This window comes from Achromobacter colocynthidis, from assembly GCF_057334535.1.
In genome coordinates this window covers 360,270-382,823 of the sequence record NZ_JBHFIZ010000035.1, presented here as the reverse complement: position 1 = coordinate 382,823, position 22,554 = coordinate 360,270, and the positions used below count along the sequence as shown (strand labels likewise).

Sequence of the window (22,554 nt, the reverse complement as noted above, 5' to 3'; positions counted from 1 at the left end):
AAGCCCTGGGCCGGGCGCCGTGTGCAACACCCTGTGCGAAATCCGCGCGGCGGGCACGGCGTTTGCGGACAGGGCGGGTCCTACCACCTAGTCGCTGAACGGATGTTCGGCAAAGGAGACACAGCATGGAAACTCAAACCAACATCGTGGGCGGCCCCAAGAGCAGCCCCGGCGGTCCCGGCCCGGAAGTGATGGCGGCAAGCACCCTGGAAGGCAACGACGTCTACAACTCGGCGGGCGAAGAACTCGGGTCCATCAAGGAGATCATGATTGATGTGCCCCGGGGCCGCGTGGCCTACGCAGTCCTGTCGCGCGGCGGCGTGTTGGGCATCGGCGATAAGCTCTTTGCGATTCCGTGGGCGGCCCTCACGCTGGACACCGACCGCAAGTGCTTCGTGCTGGACATCGACGAAGAAACGCTGAAGAACGCGCCGGGCTTCGACAAGGACAACTGGCCCAGCATGGCCGACGAGACGTGGGCGCGTAACCTGCATACGTATTACAAGCAGGACATCTATTGGTAAGCCGCCAGCCCGGGCCATCAGCGCATGACCCGGGTGGCGCCTACATCAAGGCACCGGCCGCGGATCCCCGATCCGCGCGCCGGTCACCATTTCAGTCACCCAATTCACCAGCACCGAGGTATAGGCCCGCTGCGCGGATTTTTCCGTCAGCGCGTGGTCGGCGCCGTCGATGATGCGGTGGGTCATCGAATGCGAGCGGCGGAACGCCGAGCGGTAGCTCATGATGGTGGAATGCGGGATGAAGGTGTCGTGCTCGGCTTCCACGATCAACACATCGCCGCTGAATTCCGCGCAGGCTTTCAGGGCGCGGTTCGTTTCGGGCGCGACGTAGGTGTTGCGATAGGCACGCAGCGTTTCCCGGTTCAACTGGTTTTTCGGCAGCAGCCATTCTTCATCCCGGTACAAGGCGGGCACGTGCAACGCCAGCCAGCGCACGCGGCGCAGGCCGCTCAGCAGCGCGGCCAGATAGCCGCCATAGCTGCTGCCCACCACCGCGACCGACCCCGAATCCAGCGACGGATGGGTGGCAAGCAGGTCGTAGGCCGCCATCACGTCGCGCAGGTTATCTTCGCGCGTGACTTGTAATTGCTGCTCGCGCGTGGCCGCATGGCCGCGCAGGTCGAACGTCAGGCAGACGCAGCCCAGCGCGGCAATGCCCTTGGCGCGCGACAGGTCAAACTGCTGGCTGCCACCCCAACCATGGATGAACAGCACGCCGGGCACCTTGTTCTCGGGCGTGAGAAAAGTGCCGTCCAAAACCTGATCGTCAACCGACAGCGCGATGGGATTACTGTGCGCGGCCATTGCCAACCTCCTTCCAGCCATCCAAACCGTCCAACACGGCGGCCGACTTGCTGATGTGGCCCACGGCCGTATCCTTGCCGTGAAAGATCAGATGCTGCGGGATCGGCCGCGCGTGATCCTGCCCGTAGCGTTCGCGGGTGGCGGCGCGCACCGACGTCAGCGACGGCGACAGCGCAAACGCCTGCATCGCGGCCAGCTCGGCAAGACTTGCGCCGCCCGCCCGCCAGGACTGCTCCAGTACGCCGGCCCGCGCTTGGCCCGCGCGGTTGGTGCCGAACGCCACATCGTAGTTACGGCGCGAGGCGAACAACTGCGGATAGGCGGTGGACACCGCCGTGTCGTATTGGCAGGCCATGGCCACGGCCTGCCGTTCGGGGTCTGTCAGATCCAAGGCACGCAGCTTATCGAAACCCCCGCGCGCCACCCGTAGCACCGACCCGCCGTAGACGGCTATGCCCTGATTGTCGGGCGTGAGCGATTGCGTGCCCACATACGCAATTTCCATTTTGCCCACGCGCGCCCAGCCGACGCTGTAGGTGGACACGTCTGCCAAGTCTTCTTCCAGCACCAGGCCCAGCCGGCGCATGGCGTAGGGCGATTGCTGCGCCAGCGCCGCGCGCAGTTCCTCGGCATTGCGCACCACGACCTGGCCGCGCCCGGCGGTGGCGTCGGTGGGTTTGACGCGCAACGGCCCGTCTTGCAGCATCCGCATCCCGGCGGCTTCGGCATCCGCCAGGGTAAAGGCGCTATAGCCCGCCAGCACCACCTCGCGCAGCGCATCCGCCAGATCGCCCACCCAGGCCTTGGGCGCCTTCGCCTGAGGGCCGATCAGTCCATGCGTGATGGCTTTGCCAGCCACGAAGGAATAGGGGGCGACGCCGCCGTACAGGTCGGCCGCGCGGGTAATGCCCAGCCGGGCCGCGCGGATGGGGCCGATGATGGTGCGGTCGGGCACGTAGTAGGGCGGCGGTTCATCGCGGCGCCGGCTGGGGCGGTAGTCGGGTTCAAAACGGCGTCCCAACAAGGCCGCCAGGCGGACGGCCATGGCCTCTTGCGAGGCCACCTCGTGCTCGGAGGCGTTGGCGCGGCGGGGGTATGCCACCACCAGGTCGGATTCGCTATCGGAGTCGCTCGGGGATGGGGACGGTTTCATGAGGGCGGGTGGAGCAAGTTGTGTTCCTGGTCGGCTGGCGCACGGCGCTTGCGCCACGCGGCCAGGGCTTCAAACAGCGGAAAGGCGGCCAATGCCAGGCACATGGGCGCCAAGGCGTAGCAGGCGCGGTAAGCCAGGGCGGCGCCCAGCGCTTCGGAATACGGCATGCGCGGGGCCAGCACGGCCACGAAGATGGCCTCGGTGGTGCCCAGCCCGCCCGGCACCCGCGTCAGCACCGCCGCGAAACTCGCGCACAGCAAAATGCCCAGCACCAGGGGGTAGGGCGCCTTGCCCTGTAGCAGCACGTAGGCCACGGCGCCCATGAACATCCAGGACAGCCCGGCAAACACGCATTGCATCACCGCCATGCGCAGGCGCGGCAAGGTCACGCGCTGGCCCATGAAGGTGGCCGAGCGACGGCTGGCGCGAGCGCACAGCCACACGTACGCGATGCCGGCCGCCAGCAAGCCCGCGCCAATCAGGCGCAGCACGCCGCTGCCCACGTCCCAGCCCTTCGGCACCGTCAACGCGCCGCTGACGAACACCACGCCCGCCACCCAGGCATAGCCGATCCAGTTCGACGCGGCCGAGAAGACGGCCACGCGGGTCGCCACCGATTTGCGGCAGCCCAGCCTGGCATACATGCGCAAGCGCGCGCCCAGGCCGCCTACCAGCACGCCCAGGCTGAGGTTCAGGGCATAGCTCACCATCGCGATGCCCATCACCAAGGGCCAGGCCAGCTTGTGCCCGGTATAGCGGCGACCAAGAAGGTCCAGCGCGGCATAGCTCAGATAGCCCAGCACCACCAGGCCGCTTGCCATCAGGATGGATTCGCCAGGAATGCTGCGCATGGCCTGCCAGACCTTCGGCCAATCCACCGAGCGGCCGAAGTAGAACAGCAGCACGGCCACCACGGCCAGAACTACCCAGGGCAGCACCTTCTTGATGCGCGGCCAGCGGTGGCGCAGGGAACGCATGAACGTTGTGCGATAGACCCTCATGCGGCCTCGCTTTCGCCCGGCTCGGGCGGTTTGATGGTTTGCAGGCGCGGCTTGTGCGCGGGCAGGGCGCCTGCCCAGGTCGGAAAGCGCCGCAGGAAGTGAAACACCACCACGCCTACCCAGAAGCGCCGCAGCGCGCGCGTGGACTTGGAACTGAAGGGCACGGGCTTGCAGTCCTGCGCGATCAGGTGGTCCAGGCTATCCCGCAGGGCTTTGTTCAACGAACGGTCGCGCACGACCACGTTGGCTTCCAGGTTCAGGGCCAGGCTCAAGGGGTCCAGATTGCTGGAGCCCACCGTGCACCAGTCATCGTCCACGCAAGCCACCTTGCCGTGCAGCGGCCGCTTGCAGTATTCGTAGATCTCCACGCCGGCGTTCTTCAGGTAGTCATACAGCATGGTGGCGGCCAGGCGCGCCACCAGCATGTCGGGCTCGCCTTGCAGCAGCAGGCGCACGCGCACGCCCCGGCGCGCCGCCTTGGTCAGGTCGCGCAGCAGGTGGTAGCCGGGAAAGAAATAGGCATTGGCGATCAGCACGTCCTGCTTGGCGGCGCGCAGGCCGGCGCGGTAATAGCGTTCGATGTCGGTGGTGTGGCCGTTGTTGTCGCGCACCACCAGGCGCCCGCCCCCCTCGCCCTCGGGCACCGAAGGGGGGGGGGGCGCCGCCCGCGGCGGGGGGGCTTGCGGCCGCCCCCAAGGGCGGAACGGGCGTAGTCGGCCAAGTCGGCCGCCAGGGGGCCGTCCACCCGCACCGCATAGTCCTGCTTGGCTTCGGGGCCGAAGTCCGCCAGGTGGTCCGCCGAAAAGTTGATGCCGCCGATCAGCGCGCACACGCCGTCCACCGCGACGATCTTGCGGTGCATGCGGCGAAACAGATTGGTGCGCACCCCCAGCAGGCGGGGGCGGGGGTCGAAGATATGAAAGCGCACGCCGCTTTCAGTCATGGCGCCAATGAATTCCTGGCTGAGCTGGTCCGAGCCGTAGCCGTCAACCAGCACGTCCACGCTGACGCCGCGCCGGGCCGCGTCAATCAAGGTCTTCTGCAAAGCCTGCCCGACTTTGTCGTCGAACAGGATGAAGGTTTCCACCAGCACTTCGTGCTTGGCCGAGGCGATGGCTTCGTTCACGGCGGGGAAATAGCCCTCGCCGTTTTCCAGCAGCGTGTAGCGGTTGCCTTCCCGCCATCCCAAGTTAGCGGCGGTCATAGTGCGATCTCCGCCGACAGGGGCACGTGGTCCGACAGGCGCGACCACACGCGCGAGGCCTGCGGCACGGGCCGCCAGTCACGCACGTTGCGCACGTAAATGCGGTCCAGCCGCAGCAGCGGCCAGCGCGCGGGAAAGGTGCGGGCGGGGCGGCCCAGGCGGGTGGTGAACACCTCTTGCGCGCCGCAGGTGGCCATGAAGCGGTCGGCGTTCAGGCGCCAATCGTTGAAGTCGCCCGCAATCAACAGGGGTTCGCCGTCAGGCACCTCGCGGGCGACCAGTTCGCACAGGCGACCAAGCTGTTCGCCGCGATGGCGCTCCAGCAAGCCCAGGTGGACGCAGATGGCATGCACCGGGGCATCGCCCGGCACGCGCAACACGCAGTGCAGCAGGCCACGGCCTTCGTGGCCGTTCACGCTGATATCGTGGTTTTCGTAGCGCTCGATCGGGTAGCGCGACAGGATCGCGTTGCCATGATGGCCCGCCGGGTACACCGCGTTGCGTCCATAGGCGTAGTCCGACCACAGCGTGTCGGCCAAAAATTCATACTGCGACAGCGCCGGCCAGGCCTCGTGCCGTTCGGCATGATCCTGATGCTCGCCCAGGACTTCTTGCAGGAACACCACATCCGGCGCCGCCTTGCGCAAGGCCTCGCGCAGGTCGTGCAGCATGAATCGCCGATTGAAGCTGGTGAATCCCTTGTGGGTATTGACGGTCAATACCGTCAAGCGCCGGTGGGATTCGTCGGTCGGGACGGGCATGGACTCTCCGGGGGAAATGGGTCCACAACCCTGCGCAAGTTTCGTGCCTGAGCCGACATCTGCGGCGAATTTCATTGGAGGACGGCGTGCCGGAACGCATGGCGCTGGCCAAGCCGGGCGGGTGGCCGGAACTGCCCGCACTGGTCAAAATTGCCTGGGCCGGTATCGAATCGCCGCGTCATACCCACATAAAAAACGGATTCTGAATCTGCAAAATCAAGGTTGTGCCCGCTTTTGCGTAGGGCCACAATCGGAATCCCCGCTATGCGGCAACCCGCCCGCAAGGAGAATTTGCATCATGACGATTGCCCCTCAGCCTTTGGACGCGCGCGTGGTCCAGGCCCTGTCCCGCATCACCACGGCCACGCTTACGACCGTGCTGTTGAAGAAAGGCTTGCGCAACGTGTGGGTACGCGGCGCGCGGCCACTGGCGCCGGGCGCCAAGCGGATTGTCGGGCGCGCATTCACGCTGCGCTTTGTGCCCGCCCGCGAAGACCTGGCCACGCCCGCGTCGTGGGCGTCGCCCATATCCACGCGCGCCGCCATTGAAGACATGCCCGAAGGCTGCATCGCCGTGGTGGATGCGATGGGCGTTACCGATGCCGGCATCTTCGGCGACATCCTCTGCGCCCGCATGCAAAAGCGCGGCGTGGCCGCGCTGGTGACTGATGGCGTGGTGCGCGACCTGGAAGGCGTCGAAGGTACGGGCCTGCCCGTATGGTGCGCCGGCGCGGCGGCCCCGCCGTCGGTGGCCGGGCTGACCTTCGTCGGCTGGCAAGAACCCGTGGGCTGCGGCGGCGTGGCCGTCTTTCCCAACGACGTCATCGTGCTGGACCGTGACGGCGCCGTCCTCATCCCCGCCGCGCTACTGGACGAGGTGGTCGACATCGCCATCGAACAGGAACGCCTGGAAGGCTGGATCATGCAGCAAGTAGAAGCCGGCGAAAAACTTCCCGGCCTCTACCCCCCCAACAAGGAGACGCAGGCTAAATACGAAGCCTGGCGAAACCAGCAACCGTAACCCTCGGACTCAATTCCCCCCCCGTATATTCCCCGCAACCCCGCCCGCCACGGCGCCGATCGCGGCGCCCGTCCAGGCGCTGCCGCCCGCAATGGCGGCAATCCCCGCGCCCGCGGCACCCCCAATGGCCGCCCCGGACATGGTCCCTTGCTGTTTCGGCGTCATGTTCGTGCACGCCGCAAGCGTCCCTATCGCGACGCCGATGACTAACGTTCGAATAGCTTTCATGACGGCTCCTTCAAGGCTTGCGCTTCATGCCAGGAACGACGACCTCGAACCACAAGGTCTCGATCACCGGACGGTCCAGCCGCGAGGGGTTCGCGGCATACCAGCCGTCCAGGCTCTGGGCCACCGTATCCAGGGTTTGCGTTTGCAGGCCCTTGGAAAACCTGGGCACCAGACTCTGAGTGTCGGGCGGCGCGCGGCGTGCCTGGTACGCGCGTTCGACTTCAAGCAGGTTGGAAATCCCCAATAGATAGGCTTTCTTGAGATTGGCGTCGGACTCCGTCCATTGCTTGCCGGTGATGATGGGGGCGGGGTCTGACATTTGCGCCACGCTGGGCGCGGTGGTCAGCAGAGACAGCGCCAGGGCTGCCGGACCTAACAGGTGTTTCACTTTCATCGCATCGCTCCTCGCGGGCTTAAAAGATCAAAAACAACCTTTGGATACCGTCCGCGAAAACCGGGCCAAGCAGGCCCCAAGCGGAAATCGGTAACAGTGAATTTATGCCTGAACGCAGGCGGCGGCAAGCAAGGTTTTGGGGGAGGGCGCGCGGCACTGGAGTCGCGGGCCGGCGCCATGGCGCGTAAAATGCACCGCTTGACGCCGGCATTCGCCGGCGTCGTGGATTGGACGCATGCGCACCGGATTGTCCCGCCGCCTTCCTCGCTTTGCCTCGGCCGCCGATTTTGGGCGGCTGTTGCTGCTGCTGTTGCTGGTGGCGCGGGCCTGGGTGCCGACCGGGTACATGCCCGATGCCGACGCGCTGCGGCAAGGCCGGCTGGCGCTGGGCTTCTGTACGGCGGGCGGCAACGTCATGGCGGCGTTGGAATCGCTGGGAACGCGGCAGGCGCCTGGCGATGGCCATCAGACGATGCACGGCGACCCCATGCTGCACGCCGATGATGGCCACCCCGGCCACCACGGCCATCACGGCGCCGGGCATGACGACGAACGCGGCGCCGGGCAGGAATGTCCCTTTGGCCTGAGCGCGCATCAAATCCTGAACCTGCCGCCGCTGGCGGCCGTAGCGCCCGTGCTGTTGCGCTGGCTGGCGCAGCGCCCGTTAAAGTTTGACGGCGCGCGCCCCCCCATGCCGGCCGCCGGCCCGCCCTTGGGGCAACGGGCGCCACCCTCGATACGCGGATAACCGTTTCCGCCGTGCGCCCCGCGCGCATGCTTGCCGCCCAAACGGGGCGGCGTTGTTCGTATTCGAGATTCCCATGTCCACGCACACCCTGGATACCGCCTCCGCGCCTGCTCGCGCGCGGGTTGCGGGCAACAGCGCCTTACTGGCGTTGATCACGCGCCTGCACTTTTACATCGGGCTGTTTGTCGGCCCCTTCATTTTGGTGGCCGCCGTCACCGGCACGCTGTTCGTGCTGACTCCGCAGATTGAAAGCCTGCTGTATGCGGACCAACTGCACACCGCGTCCACCGGCCCGGCACAACCCCTGGCCAGCCAGGTCCGGGCAGCGCAAGACCGCATCGGCCCCGGGCCGCGCCTGTTTGCCGTGCGGCCCGCGCCGGCTCCGGGCGACACCACGCGCGTGATGTTCACGCAGCCCGGCATGGGCGATTCGGAAAGCCGCGCGCTGTTCGTCGACCCCGTCACGCTGGACATCAAGGGCGACATGACGGTCTACGGCACCAGCGGCACGCTGCCGTTTCGCACCACGCTGGACTACCTGCACCGCAACCTGATGCTGGGGGCGCTGGGCCGCAACTACAGCGAACTGGCCGCGTCCTGGATGTGGCTGGCCACGCTGGGCGGGCTGGTGCTGTGGTGGGCCGGACGCCGCCGCAAGGCAAACGCAAATCAGGCGATGGCCCAAGCCGCAGCCCAAGCCCGCAGCCCCAGGTTGCGCGCGCGCCGCTGGCACAGCTTGCTTGGCTTGTGGTTGGCGCTGGGGCTGTTGTTCCTGTCCGCCACGGGCCTGACCTGGTCGAACTGGGCGGGCGGCCGCGTGGACCAACTACGCGCGCAACTGGGCTGGATCACGCCGGCGATTACGCTGAAGCTGCCGGGCGCGGCGGCCGGTGCCGCGGCGGCCGGCCCGGCGATGGGCGGTGGTGAACACGCGCATCATCACGGCGGCATGCAGATGGGGGGCGGCGCTATGGCAGCCCCCACGCCTGCGCTCCAAGACCCCGCCCGCGACTTCGACCGCATCCTGCAAACCGCGCGCCAGGGCGGCATCGACAGCACGCAGCTGGAAATCCGCCCGCCGCGTAGCGCCGACCAGGCCTGGATGGTGCGCGAGGTAGACCGTTCCTGGCCCACCCAGGTCGACACCATCGCCATCGACCCCGCCACCTATACGATCACCAGCCGCGCCGATTTCGACACCTTTCCGCTGATCGCCAAGCTGATCCGCTGGGGCGTGGACATGCACATGGGCATTCTGTTCGGCTGGCCCAATCAGTTGCTGATGGGTGCGATCGGGCTGGCGCTGTCGGCCATGATCGTGCTGGGTTATCGCATGTGGTGGTTGCGGCGTCCGGCAGCGGGTGCCGGTGCTCAGACCCTGACCCAAGCCTGGGCCGCCCTGGGCTGGCCCGCGCGCATTGCCGTGCTGGCGGTGGCGGCGGCGCTGGGCTGGTGCCTGCCCGTCATGGGGGTAAGCCTGCTGGCGTTCCTGGTGGTGGACGTGCTGCGCTCGTGGCGCCTTCAGTTGCCCACGCGGCGCGCGTAACTGGCCAGCACGATGCGCTCGGACTGCGCCAGGTAGTCCTTCAGCGCATCGGCCGCCTTGCCGAATTCGCCGGCTTCCACGCTTTGCAGAATCTGCTGGTTCATGTCGGCATAGGGCGCGTGCAGGAATTCCGGGTCTTGCAACAGCCCGAAGACCAGCCGCAGCTCGGCCAGCAATAAGGAAAACATGGCGTTCAGCCGGTCACTGTCGGCCAATTCCACAATGGCCATGTGAAACGCCATGTTGGCGGTGCCCACGCCGGGCCAGTCCTGGCGTTCGCGGCAAGCCAAAGCGTCTTCGACCGACTGGCGCATACGCTGGCGCGCCGGATGGTGCGGGTACGCCTGCGCCAGCGCCTGGCATTCGATCATGCGCCGCACCCGATAAATATCAATAATGGAAGCCATGCTGGGCACGGCCACCGCCACCCCTCGGTTGGGCGAGTGCGTCAGCAGGCCTTCTTTGGTCAGGTTGCGAAACGCCTCGCGCAGCGTGTTGCGCGAGACGTCCAGCGATTGCGTCAGCGCGGCTTCCGACAGCCGCTGACCGGGCATGAATTCCCCGTTGATCAGGCGGCGGCGGATCTGCTCGGTGACCTTGTCGGTCAGGGTCTGGTGCGCGGCGGGCAGCGTCATAGGCGAGGGGGGGGCAAGTACCCGGTTGTGAAACTCGGTAGTGAAATTACCGATAGGCGAAAGCCTGGCTTTGATCTACCATACTAACCAATTTGTAGAACAATTGTGTAACTATCGTTCCACGATCAGCGGCAAAAAGAAGGTGTGCCGCCATCGGACTAAGGATCAAACATGGCTGAGATCGATTTAAACAGTGACTTGGGCGAAAGCCTTGGCGCCTGGCGCATGGGCGATGACGAGGCCATGCTGGCGGTGGTGTCCAGCGCCAACGTGGCCTGCGGTTTCCATGCGGGCGATCCGGCCGGCATCCTGAGCACCTTGAAGGCCGCGCGCGCCAATGGCGTGACGGTGGGCGCCCATGTGTCCTACCCAGACCTGACGGGCTTCGGCCGACGCAACATGGACGTGGCCAGCGCCGACCTGGTGGCCGACGTCATCTACCAGATTGGCGCGCTGAAAGGCCTGGCCGCCGCCGCCGGCACCGAGGTGCGCTACGTCAAGCCGCACGGCGCGCTGTACAACACCATCGCCCACGACGCCCGCCAGGGTAATGACGTGATCACGGCCATTCTGGAAATCGACCCCAGCCTGGTGCTGGTGGGCCTGGCCGGCGCGCCGCTGTTGACGCTGGCGCAAGAGCGCGGCCTGCGCGTGGTAGCCGAAGCCTTTGCCGACCGCGCCTACACCCCGCAAGGCGCGCTGGTGTCGCGCCGCGAAAAGGGCGCCGTGCTGCATGACCCGAAAGCGGTGGCGCAACGCATGCTGCGCCTGGTGCAAGAGAGTGTGGTGGAAGCCATTGATGGCAGCCTCACCCGCGTGCAGGCCGATTCCATCTGCGTGCACGGCGATAGCCCCGGCGCGGTGGACATGGCGCGCGCGCTGCGCACGCAGCTTGAGCAGGCCGGCGTCAGCATCCGCGCTTTCGCGGCCGCTGCCCCTCGGCAATCCGCCTAGGGAGCCGGCGTGCGTTTTCTGCCTGTAAACACCGACGCGCTGCTGGTTGAACTAGACGACCTGGAACAGACCCTGGCGCTGTTCGCCGCGCTACAGGGCCGCCCGATTGAAGGGGTGACTGAACTGGTGCCCGCCGCCCGCACCGTGCTGGTGGTGTTCCAGCCCGGCGTGGTCTCACGCGCGGCGCTGATTGCCGATATCGGCGCGCGCGACACCTCCAGCCGCGTGGCGCGCGACGGCAAGCTGATCGAGATTCCCGTCCATTACAACGGCGAAGACCTGGACGACGTGGCGCAGCATCTGGGCATCACGCGCGAAGAAGTCGTGCGCCGCCACACGGGCGGCACCTACAGCGTGGCCTTCACCGGCTTTGCACCGGGCTTTGCCTACCTGAGCGGCGGCGATCCCACGCTGGACGTTCCGCGCCGCAAGACCCCGCGCACCCGCATCCCGGCAGGCGCCGTGGCCCTGGCGGGTACGTTCAGCGGCGTGTATCCGCAAGCCAGCCCGGGCGGCTGGCAGATCCTGGGCGTGACGCCGGTCGCCATGTGGGATTTGAACCGTGACACGCCCGCGCTGCTGCAACCGGGCTATCGCGTGCGATTCATTGACGCGGGCGCGGCATCAGTAGCGGACACGTCCGCTGCATCGTCGGCATCGACCGCATCGACGGCATCCGCCGCCTCGACCACTCCGAACGCATCAACCTCAACCGCTTCAACCTCAACCGCTTCAACCTCATCCGCCACGCCGCCCGGCACCTCCCGCGCTGCATCCGCCACCCCCGCCTTGGAAGTTGTATCGCCCGGCTTGCAAGCCGTGTTCGAAGACCTGGGACGCCCCGGCCAGGCCCGCCAGGGCGTTGCCGCCTCCGGCGCCATGGACCGTGGCGCGCTGCGCGCCGCGAACCGGCTGGTGGGCAATGCAGCCGGTGAGGCCGCCATTGAAATCGTCTACGGCGGTTTCCAGGTGCGCGCCCATGGCCCGTGCGTGCTGGCCGTAACCGGCGCGCAGGGCAACATTGCATTGCGCAACGCCGCCGGCGCAAGCTGGACGGTCCCCGGCTACCAAGCCTTTGCCATGGACGACGGCGACACGCTGACCCTGGGCCAACCGGACGCCGGCATCCGCTACTACCTGGCGGCGCGCGGCGGATTTGCCGTGGAACCCGTGTTGGGCAGTTGCTCTACCGACACCCTGGCCCGCGTCGGCCCTGAACCGCTTGCGGCCGGTGACCGCATCGGCATCCGGCCAGCCGGGCAGGGCGCCATCGTGGGCGCACCCGAAACCGCGCCCGCCAACCTGCCGCGTACCGACGCCGAAGTGGTGCTGGATGTGGTGCTGGGCCCGCGCACCGACTGGTGCGACGCCGACGCCGTGGCACTGCTGTCGCGTCAGGCCTGGACCGTAACGCCGCAATCCAACCGCGTCGGCGTCCGCTTGCAGGGCGACGCGCCGCTGCAACGCGCCAACCATGCCGAACTGCCCAGCGAGGGCACCCGCAAAGGCTCGATCCAGGTTCCCGCCAGCGGTCAGCCCGTGCTGTTCCTGGCCGACCACCCGCTGACCGGCGGCTATCCCGTCATTGGCTCGGTCGCGCCCTGGCACCTGGACCGCGCCGCGCAAATTCCCATCGGCGCGCGCGTGCGCCTGAACCCCATTTCCGACTTCGTTCCGGTTGATGTACCCGCCGTGCAAGTCACCCCGACATAACGTGAACCCGCCTGCCATGAAGAAAGTCCTGATTGCCAACCGTGGCGAAATCGCCGTCCGCATCATCCGTGCCTGCGCCGACTACGGCGTGAAATCCGTGGCGGTCTATGCCGACGCCGATTTCGACGCGCTGCACGCGCGCATGGCCGACGAGGCCTATGGCCTGGACGGCGACCGTCCTGCGGACTCCTATCTGAATATCGACAAGCTGCTGGACGTGGCGCGTCGCAGCGGCGCGGACGCGGTGCATCCGGGCTACGGCTTTCTGTCGGAAAGCCCCACGTTTGCCCGCGCGGTGATCGACGCCGGCCTGACCTGGATCGGCCCCTCGCCCGAAACCATCGAGCGGCTGGGCGACAAGGTCCAGGCGCGCAAGATTGCACTGGCGGTGGGCGCGCCCCTGGTGGCCGGCACGGCCGACCCGGTCAACGGCGCCGAAGACGTGCTGGAATTTGCACGCGAACACGGCTTGCCCATCGCCATCAAGGCGGCGTTTGGCGGCGGCGGCCGGGGCCTGAAGGTGGTATGGCGCATGGAAGACGTGGCCGAACTCTATGAGTCGGCCGTGCGCGAAGCCGTCACCGCGTTTGGCCGTGGCGAATGCTATGTCGAACAATTTTTGGACCGCCCGCGCCACGTCGAAGCGCAGGTGCTGGCGGATCAGCACGGCAACGTGGTGGTGCTGGGCACGCGCGATTGCTCGTTGCAACGCCGCAACCAGAAACTGGTGGAAGAAGCGCCCGCGCCGTTCCTTAGCGACGACCAGCGTCAGCGCATCCATGCGTCCGCGCGCGACATCTGCGCGCACGCCGGTTATGTCGGCGCCGGCACCGTGGAATTCCTGCTTAGCGCGTCGGGCGCCATCTCGTTCCTGGAGGTCAACACGCGCCTGCAAGTCGAGCACCCCGTCACCGAGGAAACCTGCGGGCTGGACTTGGTAGTGCAGCAACTGCGCATCGCCGACGGCCTGCCGCTCGGCTTCAGCGAGGCGCCCGCGCCGCGTTGCCATGCCATTGAATTCCGCATCAACGCCGAAGACGTGGGCCGTGGTTTCCTGCCGTCACCGGGCCGCATCGCCAGCTTTGCCCCGCCGTCCGGGCCTGGGGTGCGGGTGGACAGCGGCGTGGAATCGGGCTCGACCATTCCGGGCACCTTCGATTCGCTGATGGCCAAGCTGATCGTCACCGGCGCCACGCGCGAGCAAGCCATTGCCCGCGCCCGTCGCGCGCTGGCCGAATTCCGCATTGAAGGCGTGGCGTCCGTGCTGCCGTTTCACCGTGCGGTGTTGGCGCATGACGACTTCCTGGGCGATGCGTCGGGCTTCAAGGTGCACACGCGCTGGATCGAAACCGACTTCGCCAACGACCTGGAAGCCGCCGTGCGCCCGGAACCGCTGGGCGCCGTGACATTGCATCGCACGGCCGTTGAAATCGACGGCCGCCGCGTGTCGCTGGGCCTGCCCGCCGAACTGCTGCGCGGCCTGCATGCCGCCGGAGCAGCCACGGTGGACGCCGGCCAAGCCAGCGCCGCCGCCGCCAACGCCCAGAGCGTAGCCGCGCCCATCGCCGGCACCATCCAGGCGTGGAAGGCCGAGGACGGCGCCACGGTGAAAGAGGGCGATCTGATCGCCACGATGGAAGCCATGAAAATGGAAATGCAGGTGCTGGCGCATCGCAGCGGCGTGCTCAAGCACGAAGCGCAACCGGGCCAGGCCGTGGCGGCAGGCGCGGCGATCGGGCGGATTGACTAAGCGTCGGCTATTGCGGGCGTTCCCAGCCCCCGCCCAAGGCGCGGTAAGACGCAATGGCCGCGCGCGCCGACTCGGTTTGCGCTTGTGCGCTGGCATCGCGGGTGCGTAGCACGGCGCTGTCGGCGTCCAGCACTTCGATCAGGCTGACGATGCCGTTCTGGTAGGCAAGGAATGAGCTTGTGCGCGCCTGCGTCAGCGCGTCCACGCCTTCGGCCAGGTAGCGCGACTGCTGTTCACGTTTGACCAGGGCCGAGAAGGCGTTTTCCACATCTTCGGAAGCGCGCAGCACCGCCAGGCGGTAGGCCGCCAGCGCTTCGGCGTTGCGGCCACGGGCGTTTGCGATGTCGGCTTCGATACGGCCGAAGTCGAACAGGCGCCAGCGCAGGCCAAGCATGCCTTGCATCTGGTTGGCGCTGTCGTTGAACAGGTTGCCGGATAGGGTAGTGGCGGTGCCAAGCACCGCGCCTAGCGAGAATGTTGGGTAGTACTCGGCGATCGCCGCGCCGATACCGGCGTTGGTAGCGGCAAGCTGGCGTTCGGCCGCGATCAGGTCAGGGCGGCGGCGCAGCAGGTCGGCCGGGGTGCCGGTGTCTGCAATCGCAGGCGGCAAGGGGATGGGCGCGCTGGCGGCCAGCAGGGCGCGATTGCTGCCGGGCGGCTCGCCCAGCAGCACGTCCAGCGCGTTCATGGCGGCCGACAGGCCGTCTTCCAGTACGGGCACGGTGGCGCGCACTTCGGCCAGCGCGCCTGTCGACTGATGTACCTGGAGTTCCGCGGCGAGGCCTTTGTCGAATTGCAGTTGCACGGTGGCAAGCAACTGGCTGCGTGTCCGGACCTGTTCACGGGCGATGTCCAGGCGGGTCTGCAATCCACGGATCAAGACGTAGATGTCGGCGGTTTGCGCCGCCACGGCAAGCCGGGCGGCGGCAACGCCGGCTTCGGCGCCTTGGTAGTTGGCGACGGCGGCTTCACGTTGGCGTTGCAGGCCGCCGAACAGGTCGACCTCCCAGCCGGCGTTCAAGCCCAGTTCGTAATAGTCGCCATAGCGGTTGTAGTCGGGCGTGGCGTTCAGCAACTGGCCCTGCGGCGTCTCCAGGGACTGGCGCGCACGGGCGGCTTGGCCCGCCACGGCGGCCGAGGGCAGCATCGCGGCGGTGGCGCTGCGCAGACCCGCGCGCGACTGGGCCACGCGCGCCACGGCCTGCGCAATGTCCAGGTTCTGGTCGAGCGCGCGCTCCCCCAATTGGGTCAGCAGCGGATCATGAAACCCTTGCCACCAGACCCGGGTAGCAGCCGCGGCCGGCGCCTGCCGCGCCTGGATCGCGGCCTGTCCCATAAAATGCGGGGCTGACGCCGTATCGGGCTGCTGATAATCGGGGCCAACAGCACAACCTGCCAGAAGCAAGCTTGAGAGAAACAGCGGCACAGCATGTTTACGGGGCAGCATGACGGGGTCCTGCAAGACAGGTGAAAGAGAAAGTTGGCGCGCGTCGAACGTCCGTACCAGGGTTTGAGACGCGCCCATGCATCGAAAAGAGATCACGAATAAACCGCGAATGGTGACTATTGTACGATATGGTCATTAGTCGTCAATCGATATAGCCATAAGGTAGCGTTCCTATGTCCGACTCGTCCCAGCAATCCCAAGGCCATCGCGGACCGACCGATCACAGCGTGCGAGACCAGATCGTCCAGGCGGCCAACACGCACTTCAGCCACTATGGCTACGACAAGACCACGGTGTCCGACCTGGCGCGCGAGATCGGTATTTCCAAGGCCTACATCTACAAGTTCTTCGATTCCAAGCAGGCCATCGGCGAGGCCATCTGCACCAACGTGCTGGGCCAGTTGATGGCGGGCGTGGAGCAGGCCATCGCCCAGGCCGAATCGCCCACCGACCGTTTTCGCCGCTTCTTCCTGGGTGCCGTGGAGCTCTCAGCGGAGTTGTTTTTCCAGGACAGGAAGCTCTATGAAATCGCGGCGCATTCCTCACTGGAAAAATGGGCTTCCTCGCAGGCCTACGAACAGCGCATGCGAGCCATCCTGACCGACATCCTGCGCGAAGGAAGAGAGCAGGGCGAGTTCGAGCGCAAGACCCCGCTGGACGAAACCGCGCGGTCGATTTATCTGGTGATGCTGCCCTTCATCAGTCCGCTTTTGCTTCAGTACAACCTGGACCGCTTGCCGGACGCCCCGCGTGAAGTGGCGAGCCTGGTGCTGCGCAGCCTGGCGCCCTGAGTGCTGGGAGTGGGGTCCGATCTGACCCCCGCAAAACCCCATTTAGTGACTATTGACAATATTGGTCATTAGACGCAAACTGCGCGGCAATCCGATTGCCCCAGGGGTGTCTTATGGTTTCTCGTCGTTCTGCCGTCACGGCGATCCCGGCCATCATGGCCGTCTTGTTGACCGGCACATTGGCCGGCGCATTGTCTGGTTGTAGCCCCGGCGCAGCCGATGATCCGCGTACCGGCATACCGCTGGTCAGGGTGGCCACGGTGCAAGCACCAGCCCCGGCGACCCGGGTGTACACCGGCGTGGTGGTGGCGCGGGTGCAAAGCGATCTGGGCTTCCGGGTGAACGGCAAAGTGGCCGAACGCCTGGTCGACACGGGCCAGCAAGTCAAGCGCGGCCAGCCGCTGATGCGGCTGGATCCCACCGACCTGGCCTTGGCGGCACGGGCGCGTTTGCAGGCGGTGCATGCCGCCCGCGCACGCGCTTCGCAAACGGCGGCTGACGAAAAGCGCTATCGCGTCCTGGTGGGCGCGGGCGCGGTGTCGGCATCCGCCTATGACCAGGCCCGCGCCGCGGCCGATACGGCCCAGGCCGATCTCAGCGCGGCGCAGGCGCAGGCCGATGTGGCGCGCAACGAAACGGGTTACGCCACCCTCTACGCCGACGCCGATGGCGTGGTCATGGCCACGTTGGCCGAGCCCGGCCAGGTGGTGACGGCGGGGCAGCCGGTGGTGCGCGTGGCGCGGTCGGGCCAGCGCGAGGCCTTGATTGATTTGCCCGAAACCGTGCGGCCGGCCTTGGGTTCCACCGGCGAAGCCACGCTGTATGGCGGCTCAAGCCAGCCCATTCCGGTGCAACTGCGAGAACTGTCCGACTACGCCGATCCGCGCACGCGCACGTTCGCGGCGCGCTACGTGCTTGACCCCAAGGCCGCGCAAGCGCCGCTGGGCGCCACCATCTCGGTATCGATTGCGGGCGCGCAGGGCAAGCCGGTGTTTCAAGTGCCCCTGGCGGCGCTGCACGATGAGGGCCGTGGGCCGGGTGTCTGGGTCTTGTCGGGCGAGCCCACGCAGGTGCGCTGGCGTGCCGTCACGCTGGCGGGCCTGGGGGAAGAGACCGCCGCCGTCAGCGCGGGCCTGGCCCCGGGCGAGCGCTTCGTGGCGCTGGGCGCGCACCTGTTGCATGAGGGCGAGACGGTGCGCGTGGCCGCGCCGCAGGGCCGGCGCGCGCTGGCCGCCACGGCGGGAGCGGCGCAATGAGCGGGTTCAATATTTCGGCGATCGCGGTGCGCGAGCGCGCCGTCACGCTGTTTCTCATCATCGCGATGTCGGCCGCCGGCATCTTCGCCTTCCTGCAACTGGGGCGGGCGGAAGACCCCAGTTTCACGGTCAAGACGCTGACGGTGGTCACCGCCTGGCCCGGCGCCACGGCGCAGGAGATGCAGGACCTGGTGTCCGAACCGCTGGAAAAGCGGATGCAGGAACTGAAGTGGTACGACCGCACCGAGACCTTCACGCGGCCCGGTCTTGCCTTCATGACGGTGACCTTGAAAGACAGCACGCCGCCTTCGGCCGTGGCCGAAGAGTTCTATCAGGCGCGCAAGAAGCTGGGCGACGAAGCCGCCAAGCTGCCCCCTGGCGTGCTGCCCCCGATGGTGAACGACGAGTATGGCGACGTGACCTTCGCGCTCTACGCCTTGAAGGCGCACGGCGAACCGCAGCGCAAGCTGGTGCGCGAGGCCGAGGAACTGCGGCAGCGCCTGCTCAAGGTGCAAGGGGTGAAGAAGGTCAACATCTTGGGCGAGCGCCCCGAGCGCATCTTCGTGGAGTTCTCCTACGCGCGGCTGGCCACGCTGGGTGTGTCGCCGGGCGAACTCTTTGCCGCGCTCAACGCGCGCAATCAGGTGACGCCGGCGGGCTCGGTGCAGACGCACGGCCAACAGGTGCAAATCCGCCTGGATGGCGCCATTGACGACCTGGACCAAATTCGCGCAACGCCCATCGTGGCCGACGGCCGTACCTTGCGCGTGGGCGATGTGGCCGACGTGAAGCGCGGCTATGAAGATCCCGCCACGTTTTTGATCCGCAGCCAGGGCGAACCCGCGTTGATGCTGGGTGTGGTCATGCGCGAAGGCCACAACGGCTTGGAACTGGGCGGCGCGCTTGCGGCCGAGGCCAACGCGATCGCGAAGGATCTGCCACTGGGCATGACCTTCACCAAGATCACGGATCAGGCCGTCAACATCGAAGAGGCCTACGACGAGTTCATGCTGAAGTTCTTCGTGGCGCTGGTGGTGGTGATTGTGGTGAGCCTGGTCAGCCTGGGCTGGCGCGTGGGCGTGGTGGTGGCGGCCGCCGTGCCGCTGACGCTTGCCGGGGTGTTCGTCATCATGCTTGCCACGGGCCGGGACTTCGACCGCATCACGCTGGGCGCGCTGATCCTGGCGCTGGGGCTGTTGGTGGACGACGCCATCATCGTGATCGAAACCATGGTCGTGAAGATGGAAGAGGGCATGGACCGCATCGCGGCGGCCCCCTACGCCTGGGGCCACACGGCCGCGCCCATGCTTGCGGGCACCTTGGTGACCGCCATCGGATTGATGCCGGTGGGTTTCGCCAAGTCCACCGCCGGGGAATACGCCGGCAACATCTTCTGGGTCGTGGCGTTCGCGCTGCTGACCTCATGGGTGGTGGCGGTGGTGTTCACGCCTTACATCGGCGTGAAGCTCTTGCCCACGATCAAACCCGTGCAGGGCGGCCATGGGGCCATCTACGGCACGCCCGGTTATCAACGCCTGCGACGTGGCATCGTGTGGGCGGTGGCGCACAAGAAAAAGGTTGCGCTCAGCGTGGTCGGCTTGTTCATCCTGGCGTTCGTCGGGCTGGGCCAGGTCAAGCAGCAGTTCTTTCCGGTGTCCGATCGGCCCGAGGTGCTGCTGGAAGTGCAGATGCCAGAGGGTTCCAGCATCGAAAGCACCACGGCGGCGGTCACGTCGGTGGAAAAATGGCTGGCTCAGCAACCCGAAGCGAAGCTTGTCACCAGCTACATCGGGCAGGGCGCGCCACGCTTCTATCTGGCGATGTCGCCGGAATTGCCGGACCCCTCGTTCGCCAAGATCATTGTGCTGACCAGCAGCGAGAAGGACCGCGACGCGCTCAAGCTGCGTGCGCGCCAGGCGGTGGCCGATCAGCTTGCGCCGCAGGCGCGGGTGCGAGTGTCGCAACTGGTGTTCGGGCCGTACTCGCCGTTCCCGGTGGCGTTTCGCGTGGCGGGGCCGCAGGAAGAAACCGTGCGCCAGATCGCGCAACAGGTGCGTCAGGTGATGCAGGAAAACCCGTCGATGCGGCAGGTCAACACCGACTGGGGCGAGCGCGCGCCCACGCTGCATTTCGTGCTGGACCAGGACCGGTTGCGCGCCATCGGCCTGAGCTCCACCGACGCGGCGCAGCAGTTGCAGTTCCTACTGACGGGCATCCCGGTGACGCGGGTGCGCGAGGACATCCGCTCGGTGGAAGTGGTGGCGCGCAGCGCCGGGGCGCAACGCCTGGATCCCGCCGAGATCGGCGCGTTCACGCTGGTGGGATCGTCGGGCCAGCGGGTGCCGCTTGATCAGATCGGCCATACCGAGGTGCGGATGGAAAACCCGATCCAGCGCCGCCGCGACCGCGAGGTCACCATCACCGTGCGCGGCGACGTGGCCGAAGGCGTGCAGCCGCCGGATGTGTCCAAGCAGATCCTGCCCAAGCTGCAACCCATCATCGCGGCGCTGCCGGCCGGCTACCACATCGTGGCGGCGGCCGACCTGGAAGAAGCGGGCAAGGCCAACGCGGCGCTGGCCGCGGTGTTCCCGCTGATGTTCATCCTGATGCTGGTAGTGATCATCTTCCAGGTGCGGTCGATGTCAGCCATGATCATGGTCGTGCTGACCGCGCCGCTTGCGCTGGTGGGGGTGGTGCCGACGCTGCTGCTGTTCAACCAGCCGTTCGGCTTCAACGCCATCCTGGGCATGATCGGTCTGGCCGGCATCATCATGCGCAACACCTTGATCCTGATGGGCCAGATCCATATCAACGAAGAGGAAGGCTTGACGCCGTTCCACGCCGTGGTGGAAGCCACGGTGCAGCGCGCGCGGCCGGTGATCCTGACGTCATTGGCCGCCGTGCTGGCGTTTATTCCGCTGACGTTCTCGGTGTTCTGGGGGTCACTGGCCTACACGCTGATCGGCGGCACCATTGGCGGCACGGTATTGACGCTGGTGTTCCTGCCGGCCTTGTACGCCATCTGGTTCCGCATCAACCCGCAGCAGACACCGGCCGTGGAACCCCAGGCGGCCGGCGCCTTGCATCAGCTACACCGCTGACACGTTCCCCGCCGACCCGCCCGTGGCGGCGTCCGGCGGCACCGTCACGATTGACGTCAATGACGGGTCCGCCGGCTTCAGCGCCGCCAGGTTCGGCCGAGGGCGTTGCAGTTCGGCGTTGCCCGCAAAGGCCTGCTCCATGCCTTGCGCCGCCTGCAATACTTCGCGGTCGCCTCGGAAGCGCCCGATGATCTGCATGCCGAAGGGCATGCCCAGGTGGTCGCTGCCGCACGGCAGGGTCAGGGCAGGGTGGGTGGTCAGCGTGATCACATACGTAAGCGCCAGCCAGCGGTAGTAGTTTTCCTGGCGGCGGCCGTTGATGGACTCGGCATACAGCTGCGTCCACGGAAACGGCGAGACGGGCGTGGTGGGCGACAGGATCAGGTCGTAGTCGTCGAAGGCGCGCTGGAAACGCTTGATCAAGCGCGTCTGCTCGGCTTGCGCCCAGGCGCAATCCTTCAGGCTCATGGCCGCGCCCATTTCGAAGTTGGCGCGGCTGTTGGGGCCGAGGCTGTTGGGGTCTTTCTCGTAGGCGTCGCGCATGCCGGCCACGAAGGCCTCGGCGCGCAGCACGTCAAAGCAGCGGTGGGCGTCGCCGAAGTCCAGCTCGATGGGGTCGCAGGCGGCGAACAGGTGGCGCATGGCCGCGATCTTGGCGCGGAAGGTGGCACGGATGCCGTCGTCCACGTCGCACACCCCGAAGTCTTCGGTATAGGCCACGCGCAGGCGGCCAAGGTCGGCGGTGCCGGGGGTCAGGAATTGCAGCGGGTCCAGCGGATAGCTGAGCGGGTCGCCGGCGTCCGGGCCGGCACTGGCGGCCATTTGCAGGCAGGCGTCGGCCACCGTGCGGCCCATCGGGCCGACGACGGAAATCGGCGTCCAGCCCAGCAGCTTACGCACGCTGGGCACCACGCCAGGCGACGGCCGAAAGCCCACCACGCCGCACTTGGATGCCGGAATGCGCAACGAGCCGCCGGTGTCCGACCCGGTGCAAAGCGGGAACATGTCGGTGGCAAGCGCCGCGGCCGAGCCGCCCGAGGAACCGCCCGCATTCAGGTTGGGGTTGAACGGGTTGCCGGTGGCGCCCCATACCGTGTTGCGCGAATTGGCGCCCGCGCCCATTTCGGGCACGTTGGTCTTGGCGGCCACAATGGCGCCGGCGTGGCGCAGGCGCGCCACCAGCGTCACGTCTTCCGTCGGCACATGGTCGCGATAGATCTGCGAACCAAAGGTGGTCAGCAAACCAGCGGTGGGTTCCAGGTCTTTCACGCCCAGCGGCAGGCCGTGCAAGAGGCCCAGCGTGTCGCCCGCCATCACCGCCTGTTCGGCGGCGCGCGCTTCGGCGCGGGCCCGCTCGAAGGCGGTGGCGGTCACGGCGTTGATGTAGGGGTTGATTGCCTCGACGCGCGCAATGCACGCCTCCAGCAGTTCCACCGGCGAGAGTTGACGCGCCCCGATCAGGCGCCGCAACTCCACCGCGGACAAGGTGACGAGCGTATCGTCCAGTGCCATGAATGCTTCCT

At 67.0% G+C, this 22,554-nt stretch carries 19 protein-coding genes and 1 pseudogene; 10 read left to right on the top strand and 10 right to left on the bottom strand.

All coding sequences use genetic code 11. The features are described from left to right. Positions 1 to 125: 125 nt before the first annotated feature. Complete coding sequence (locus ACE04A_RS17550; protein WP_448718884.1) at positions 126 to 524, top strand: PRC-barrel domain-containing protein; 399 nt, start codon at positions 126 to 128, stop codon at positions 522 to 524. A 45-nt stretch (positions 525 to 569) separates the two neighbouring features. Here ACE04A_RS17550 and ACE04A_RS17545 read toward each other — a convergent pair whose 3' ends face one another. From ACE04A_RS17545 to ACE04A_RS17525, 5 genes and pseudogenes are all read right to left on the bottom strand, one after another. Then, on the bottom strand, positions 570 to 1,328 hold the full coding sequence (locus ACE04A_RS17545) for an alpha/beta hydrolase family protein (protein ID WP_100855690.1): 759 nt from the start codon (positions 1,326 to 1,328) through the stop codon (positions 570 to 572). Continuing rightward, positions 1,312 to 2,481 carry a DUF3182 family protein gene (locus ACE04A_RS17540; RefSeq protein ID WP_485820346.1) on the bottom strand — a complete coding sequence of 390 codons (1,170 nt, stop codon included), beginning with the start codon at positions 2,479 to 2,481 and terminating at the stop codon, positions 1,312 to 1,314. Before ACE04A_RS17540 ends, ACE04A_RS17545 begins: the two co-directional genes overlap by 17 nt. Next, on the bottom strand, positions 2,478 to 3,482 hold the full coding sequence (locus tag ACE04A_RS17535; protein ID WP_259247409.1) for a lysylphosphatidylglycerol synthase domain-containing protein: 1,005 nt from the start codon (positions 3,480 to 3,482) through the stop codon (positions 2,478 to 2,480). Before ACE04A_RS17535 ends, ACE04A_RS17540 begins: the two co-directional genes overlap by 4 nt. Further along, a pseudogene (clsB, locus tag ACE04A_RS17530) lies at positions 3,479 to 4,686 on the bottom strand (cardiolipin synthase ClsB). Before clsB ends, ACE04A_RS17535 begins: the two are co-directional and overlap by 4 nt. Beyond that, positions 4,683 to 5,447, bottom strand: coding sequence for an endonuclease/exonuclease/phosphatase family protein (locus tag ACE04A_RS17525; RefSeq protein WP_259247411.1), 765 nt, complete (start codon positions 5,445 to 5,447; stop codon positions 4,683 to 4,685). The pseudogene clsB and the gene ACE04A_RS17525 overlap by 4 nt, the downstream one beginning before the upstream one ends. A 298-nt stretch (positions 5,448 to 5,745) precedes the next feature. Here ACE04A_RS17525 and ACE04A_RS17520 point away from each other — a divergent pair, with 298 nt between their 5' ends. Next, the gene (locus tag ACE04A_RS17520; protein ID WP_438857988.1) at positions 5,746 to 6,468 is read left to right on the top strand and encodes a ribonuclease activity regulator RraA; all 723 of its coding nucleotides are present in this window, start codon (positions 5,746 to 5,748) and stop codon (positions 6,466 to 6,468) included. Between the two features lie 9 nt (positions 6,469 to 6,477). Here ACE04A_RS17520 and ACE04A_RS17515 read toward each other — a convergent pair whose 3' ends face one another. Next, positions 6,478 to 6,696 (bottom strand): YMGG-like glycine zipper-containing protein, encoded by a 219-nt coding sequence (locus ACE04A_RS17515; protein WP_100855696.1) that lies wholly within the window; start codon positions 6,694 to 6,696, stop codon positions 6,478 to 6,480. Between the two features lie 10 nt (positions 6,697 to 6,706). Further along, positions 6,707 to 7,090: a hypothetical protein gene (locus ACE04A_RS17510; RefSeq protein ID WP_391433598.1), complete on the bottom strand. Its 384-nt coding sequence runs from the start codon at positions 7,088 to 7,090 to the stop codon at positions 6,707 to 6,709. A gap of 235 nt (positions 7,091 to 7,325) precedes the next feature. On the opposite strand from ACE04A_RS17510, the gene ACE04A_RS17505 reads away from it, so the two are divergent. Next, entirely contained in the window at positions 7,326 to 7,838 is a 513-nt protein-coding gene (locus ACE04A_RS17505) for a DUF2946 family protein (protein WP_448718878.1), read from the top strand. A gap of 73 nt (positions 7,839 to 7,911) precedes the next feature. After that, positions 7,912 to 9,384 carry a PepSY-associated TM helix domain-containing protein gene (locus ACE04A_RS17500; protein WP_448718877.1) on the top strand — a complete coding sequence of 491 codons (1,473 nt, stop codon included), beginning with the start codon at positions 7,912 to 7,914 and terminating at the stop codon, positions 9,382 to 9,384. Here ACE04A_RS17500 and ACE04A_RS17495 read toward each other — a convergent pair. Then, entirely contained in the window at positions 9,360 to 10,019 is a 660-nt protein-coding gene (locus ACE04A_RS17495; protein ID WP_259247416.1) for a GntR family transcriptional regulator, read from the bottom strand. The genes ACE04A_RS17500 and ACE04A_RS17495 overlap by 25 nt on opposite strands. Positions 10,020 to 10,190: 171 nt before the next feature. On the opposite strand from ACE04A_RS17495, the gene ACE04A_RS17490 reads away from it, so the two are divergent. The 3 genes from ACE04A_RS17490 to ACE04A_RS17480 are packed head-to-tail and all read left to right on the top strand — an operon-like array spanning position 10,191 to position 14,436. Beyond that, on the top strand, positions 10,191 to 10,973 hold the full coding sequence (locus ACE04A_RS17490) for a LamB/YcsF family protein (protein WP_448718875.1): 783 nt from the start codon (positions 10,191 to 10,193) through the stop codon (positions 10,971 to 10,973). A 9-nt stretch (positions 10,974 to 10,982) separates the two neighbouring features. Continuing rightward, complete coding sequence (locus ACE04A_RS17485; RefSeq protein WP_485820345.1) at positions 10,983 to 12,686, top strand: 5-oxoprolinase subunit B/C family protein; 1,704 nt, start codon at positions 10,983 to 10,985, stop codon at positions 12,684 to 12,686. 16 nt (positions 12,687 to 12,702) lie between these two features. Next, positions 12,703 to 14,436 (top strand): acetyl/propionyl/methylcrotonyl-CoA carboxylase subunit alpha, encoded by a 1,734-nt coding sequence (locus tag ACE04A_RS17480; RefSeq protein ID WP_448718873.1) that lies wholly within the window; start codon positions 12,703 to 12,705, stop codon positions 14,434 to 14,436. A 7-nt stretch (positions 14,437 to 14,443) separates the two neighbouring features. Here the strand turns inward: ACE04A_RS17480 and ACE04A_RS17475 are convergent, their stop codons facing one another. Next, positions 14,444 to 15,883: an efflux transporter outer membrane subunit gene (locus ACE04A_RS17475; protein WP_485820344.1), complete on the bottom strand. Its 1,440-nt coding sequence runs from the start codon at positions 15,881 to 15,883 to the stop codon at positions 14,444 to 14,446. 173 nt (positions 15,884 to 16,056) lie between these two features. Here ACE04A_RS17475 and ACE04A_RS17470 point away from each other — a divergent pair, with 173 nt between their 5' ends. From ACE04A_RS17470 to ACE04A_RS17460, 3 genes are all read left to right on the top strand, one after another. Next, complete coding sequence (locus tag ACE04A_RS17470; protein ID WP_448718871.1) at positions 16,057 to 16,674, top strand: TetR/AcrR family transcriptional regulator; 618 nt, start codon at positions 16,057 to 16,059, stop codon at positions 16,672 to 16,674. Between the two features lie 113 nt (positions 16,675 to 16,787). Continuing rightward, positions 16,788 to 17,930, top strand: a complete 1,143-nt coding sequence (locus ACE04A_RS17465; protein WP_259247421.1) for an efflux RND transporter periplasmic adaptor subunit — start codon at positions 16,788 to 16,790, stop codon at positions 17,928 to 17,930. Beyond that, positions 17,927 to 21,031, top strand: coding sequence for an efflux RND transporter permease subunit (locus ACE04A_RS17460; RefSeq protein WP_485820343.1), 3,105 nt, complete (start codon positions 17,927 to 17,929; stop codon positions 21,029 to 21,031). Before ACE04A_RS17465 ends, ACE04A_RS17460 begins: the two co-directional genes overlap by 4 nt. Here the strand turns inward: ACE04A_RS17460 and ACE04A_RS17455 are convergent. Continuing rightward, positions 21,020 to 22,543 carry an amidase gene (locus ACE04A_RS17455; protein ID WP_259247423.1) on the bottom strand — a complete coding sequence of 508 codons (1,524 nt, stop codon included), beginning with the start codon at positions 22,541 to 22,543 and terminating at the stop codon, positions 21,020 to 21,022. The two genes, ACE04A_RS17460 and ACE04A_RS17455, sit on opposite strands and share 12 nt — an antisense overlap. Between the last annotated feature and the right edge of the window lie 11 nt (positions 22,544 to 22,554).

Coding starts and splice junctions, on each gene's coding strand:
- ACE04A_RS17475 (WP_485820344.1), bottom strand. CDS start 15,883: ATGCTGCCCCGTAAACATGCTGTGCCGCTGTTTCTCTCAAGCTTGCTT.
- ACE04A_RS17510 (WP_391433598.1), bottom strand. CDS start 7,090: ATGAAAGTGAAACACCTGTTAGGTCCGGCAGCCCTGGCGCTGTCTCTG.
- ACE04A_RS17455 (WP_259247423.1), bottom strand. CDS start 22,543: ATGGCACTGGACGATACGCTCGTCACCTTGTCCGCGGTGGAGTTGCGG.
- ACE04A_RS17470 (WP_448718871.1), top strand. CDS start 16,057: ATGTCCGACTCGTCCCAGCAATCCCAAGGCCATCGCGGACCGACCGAT.
- ACE04A_RS17525 (WP_259247411.1), bottom strand. CDS start 5,447: ATGCCCGTCCCGACCGACGAATCCCACCGGCGCTTGACGGTATTGACC.
- ACE04A_RS17495 (WP_259247416.1), bottom strand. CDS start 10,019: ATGACGCTGCCCGCCGCGCACCAGACCCTGACCGACAAGGTCACCGAG.
- ACE04A_RS17540 (WP_485820346.1), bottom strand. CDS start 2,481: ATGAAACCGTCCCCATCCCCGAGCGACTCCGATAGCGAATCCGACCTG.
- ACE04A_RS17545 (WP_100855690.1), bottom strand. CDS start 1,328: ATGGCCGCGCACAGTAATCCCATCGCGCTGTCGGTTGACGATCAGGTT.
- ACE04A_RS17500 (WP_448718877.1), top strand. CDS start 7,912: ATGTCCACGCACACCCTGGATACCGCCTCCGCGCCTGCTCGCGCGCGG.
- ACE04A_RS17535 (WP_259247409.1), bottom strand. CDS start 3,482: ATGAGGGTCTATCGCACAACGTTCATGCGTTCCCTGCGCCACCGCTGG.
- ACE04A_RS17460 (WP_485820343.1), top strand. CDS start 17,927: ATGAGCGGGTTCAATATTTCGGCGATCGCGGTGCGCGAGCGCGCCGTC.
- ACE04A_RS17465 (WP_259247421.1), top strand. CDS start 16,788: ATGGTTTCTCGTCGTTCTGCCGTCACGGCGATCCCGGCCATCATGGCC.
- ACE04A_RS17490 (WP_448718875.1), top strand. CDS start 10,191: ATGGCTGAGATCGATTTAAACAGTGACTTGGGCGAAAGCCTTGGCGCC.
- ACE04A_RS17515 (WP_100855696.1), bottom strand. CDS start 6,696: ATGAAAGCTATTCGAACGTTAGTCATCGGCGTCGCGATAGGGACGCTT.
- ACE04A_RS17550 (WP_448718884.1), top strand. CDS start 126: ATGGAAACTCAAACCAACATCGTGGGCGGCCCCAAGAGCAGCCCCGGC.
- ACE04A_RS17505 (WP_448718878.1), top strand. CDS start 7,326: ATGCGCACCGGATTGTCCCGCCGCCTTCCTCGCTTTGCCTCGGCCGCC.
- ACE04A_RS17520 (WP_438857988.1), top strand. CDS start 5,746: ATGACGATTGCCCCTCAGCCTTTGGACGCGCGCGTGGTCCAGGCCCTG.
- ACE04A_RS17480 (WP_448718873.1), top strand. CDS start 12,703: ATGAAGAAAGTCCTGATTGCCAACCGTGGCGAAATCGCCGTCCGCATC.